The sequence below is a fragment of the Actinosynnema sp. NPDC023658 genome (assembly GCF_040639995.1).
Taxonomy (GTDB): Bacteria; Actinomycetota; Actinomycetes; order Mycobacteriales; family Pseudonocardiaceae; genus Actinosynnema.
This window is the reverse complement of sequence record NZ_JBFAAX010000615.1, coordinates 1-3,408: the sequence shown is the minus strand read 5'-3', so window position 1 is coordinate 3,408 and position 3,408 is coordinate 1. Positions and strand designations below refer to the sequence as shown.

2 protein-coding genes are annotated in these 3,408 nt (G+C 73.5%); both read left to right on the top strand.

The window, feature by feature from the left end; genetic code table 11:
* Window positions 1–1,411: D-alanyl-D-alanine carboxypeptidase/D-alanyl-D-alanine-endopeptidase (gene dacB / locus AB0G02_RS32150; protein ID WP_360801646.1), on the top strand; the 1,411-nt coding region annotated here is incomplete at its 5' end.
* Window positions 1,412–1,654: 243 nt separating this feature from the next.
* The gene (gene ilvD / locus AB0G02_RS32145) at window positions 1,655–3,352 is read left to right on the top strand and encodes a dihydroxy-acid dehydratase (RefSeq protein WP_360801643.1); all 1,698 of its coding nucleotides are present in this window, start codon (window positions 1,655–1,657) and stop codon (window positions 3,350–3,352) included.
* Window positions 3,353–3,408 lie beyond the last annotated feature (56 nt).

Genomic DNA, 3,408 nt, shown 5'->3' with positions numbered 1-3,408 from the left:
CGACGGCGCCGCGGTCGGGTTGGTGGTCCGGCCCGCCGAGACCGGCGCGGTGCTGTTCGACGAGCGGGGCGACCGGCGCGGTCAACCGGCGTCCAACGGCAAGCTGCTCAGCTCGGCCGCGGCGCTCGACATCCTCGGGCCCGACCACCGGTTCAGCACGACGGTGTCCGCGACGGGCCGCGTGCGGGCCGGGGTGCTGACCGGTGACCTCCACCTGCGCGGCACCGGCGACCCGACCATGCTCGCCGCCGACTACGACGCGCTCGCCGCCGAGGTGGCCGCCAGCGGCGTCCGGCTGGTCACCGGCAGGCTCCTCGCGGACGACACGTGGTTCGACTCCGTGCGGCTGGGCACCGGCTGGGCGTGGGACGACGAGCCGTACTACTACAACGGCCAGATCTCGGCGCTGACCGTCTCACCGGACACCGACTACGACGCCGGGTCGATCATCGTGCGGGTCGCACCCGGCGCGCAGGGTGCGCCGGCGACGGTCACCACCGAACCGCCCACGGGGTACGTCACGATCGACAACACCGCCGTGACCGGACCGGCCGGGTCGGCGTCGACCGTGTCCGTCGAGCGGCGGCACGGCAGCAACGTGATCGACGTGCGCGGCGCGATTCCCGCGGGCGGCGCCGTCGAGGCGGAGTGGAGCACGGTGTGGGAGCCGACCGGGCTGGTCACGGCCCTGTTCTCCGACGCGCTCACCCGGCACGGCGTCCACGTGCTCCGCGGCACGGGCACCGGCGCGACCCCGGCGGAGGCCCGGGTCCTCGCCGAGCACCTGTCGATGCCGCTGGCGCAGCTGATGGTCCCGTTCCTCAAGCTGAGCAACAACATGCACGCCGAGATCCTGGTGAAGACCGCCGGTCGGGCCGTGTTCGGGGAGGGCAGTTGGGACGCCGGCCTGCGGGCGATGACGGCGAAGCTCGGTGAGTTCGGCGTGGACGCCGCCGCGCTGTCCCTGCGGGACGGTTCGGGTCTGTCCAGGATGGACCAGGTGGCGCCCGAGCAGGTCGCCTCGCTGCTGCTCGCGGCGCGGGGCAAGCCGTGGTTCCGCACCTGGTACGACGCGCTGCCCGTCGCCGGCGCGAGCGACCGCATGGTGGGCGGCACGCTGCGCAACCGGATGCGCGGCACCCCGGCCGCGGGCAACGTGCGGGCCAAGACCGGCTCGTTGACCGGCGTGAGCGCGCTGTCCGGCTACGTCACCACGGCGGACGGCACCCCGCTGGTGTTCGCCATGTTCAGCAACAACACCCTCACCTCCGCGAAGCCGTTCGAGGACGCCGTCGCGGTGCGGCTGGCGGGCCACCGGGACGGGCAGACCGCTCCCCCGGTCCGGATCGCGGTCCAGCAGAGCGCCGACCCGCAGGTCGAACTGGAGTGCAGCTGGACCAAGTCCTGCTGAAATGCCGCCCCGGTGGCGGTCGGATGGTCGGAGGTCCGGTGGTCGGAGGTCGATCACGGGGAGACGTGCCGGTCTTGCCTTGATCGACCCTCGTCCGTCGCGGCCGACGTGCCGGGATGTTCCGGGCGAAAGGGATGGCGCGGCCCGGAGGTGCTCGACGGGGCCGACACGTCCGCGACACCGGGGGACGCGCGATGGCGGGCGGCCGGTGCGATGCCCGCCCCGGGACGTTAGGTTTCGTGCATGAACGAAACCCCGGACATCAAGCCGCGCAGTCGCGACGTCACCGACGGCTTGGAGAGGACCGCCGCGCGCGGGATGCTGCGGGCGGTCGGGATGGGCGACGACGACTGGGTCAAGCCGCAGATCGGTGTCGCCTCCTCGTGGAACGAGATCACGCCGTGCAACCTGTCGCTGGACCGGCTCGCCAAGGCGAGCAAGGACGGCGTGCACGCGGCCGGCGGGTACCCGCTGGAGTTCGGCACGATCTCGGTGTCGGACGGCATCTCGATGGGCCACGAGGGGATGCACTTCTCGCTGGTGTCGCGCGAGGTGATCGCGGACAGCGTGGAGACCGTCATGCAGGCCGAGCGGCTGGACGGCTCGGTGCTGCTCGCGGGCTGCGACAAGTCGCTGCCCGGCATGCTGATGGCCGCCGCGCGGCTGGACCTGGCCAGCGTGTTCCTCTACGCGGGCTCGATCCTGCCGGGCCGGGTCACGCTGACGGACGGCAGCGAGCGCGAGGTGACGATCATCGACGCGTTCGAGGCGGTCGGCGCGTGCGCCCGCGGCCTGATGAGCCGCGAGGACGTCGACCTGATCGAACGCGCCATCTGCCCCGGTGAGGGCGCGTGCGGCGGCATGTACACGGCCAACACCATGGCCAGCGCGGCCGAGGCGTTGGGCATGTCCCTGCCGGGCAGCGCGGCCCCGCCCGCCACGGACCGGCGGCGCGACGGGTTCGCCCGCAAGTCCGGTCAGGCCGTGGTGGAGATGCTGCGCCGGGGCATCACGGCGCGGCAGATCATGACCCGCGAGGCGTTCGAGAACGCGATCGCCGTGGTGATGGCGTTCGGCGGTTCCACCAACGCGGTGCTGCACCTGCTGGCCATCGCGCACGAGGCGGGCGTGGAGCTGAGCCTGGACGACTTCAGCCGGATCGGCGCGAAGGTGCCGCACCTGGCCGACGTCAAGCCGTTCGGCCGGCACGTGATGACCGACGTCGACCGCATCGGCGGCGTGCCCGTGGTGATGAAGGCGCTGCTGGACGCGGGTCTGCTGCACGGCGACTGCCTGACCGTCACCGGCCGCACGGTGGCCGAGAACCTGGCCGACATCGCGCCGCCCGACCCCGACGGCACCGTGCTGCGCGCGATGAACGAGCCGATCCACCGCACCGGTGGCATCACGATCCTGCGCGGCTCGCTGGCGCCCGACGGCGCGGTGGTGAAGTCCGCCGGGTTCGACTCCGACGTGTTCACCGGCACCGCCCGCGTGTTCGACCGCGAGCGCGCGGCGATGGACGCGCTGGAGGACGGCACGATCGTCGCGGGCGACGTGGTCGTCATCCGCTACGAGGGCCCCAAGGGCGGGCCGGGCATGCGGGAGATGCTCGCCATCACCGCGGCGATCAAGGGCGCGGGACTGGGCAAGGACGTCCTGCTGCTCACCGACGGCCGGTTCTCCGGCGGCACGACCGGCCTGTGCGTCGGCCACGTCGCCCCGGAGGCGGTGGACGGCGGGCCGATCGCGTTCGTCCGCGACGGCGACCCGATCACGCTCGACGTCGCCAACGGCAGGTTGGACATCGGCGTCGACCAGGCGGAGCTGGACGCGCGCCGCGAGGGCTGGGCGCCGCTGCCCGCCCGGTACGAGCGGGGTGTGCTGGCGAAGTACGCCAAGCTCGTCGGCTCGGCCTCCCGCGGCGCGGTCTGCGACTAGCGACAAGCCGGGCGGGGGGGGGGCCGGGCCCCGGCCCCCCCCCCCCCCCCCCGCAC

Bases quoted from the DNA above. Each gene is read 5' to 3' on its own strand.
- ilvD (WP_360801643.1), top strand. From the start codon at position 1,655: ATGAACGAAACCCCGGACATCAAGCCGCGCAGTCGCGACGTCACCGAC.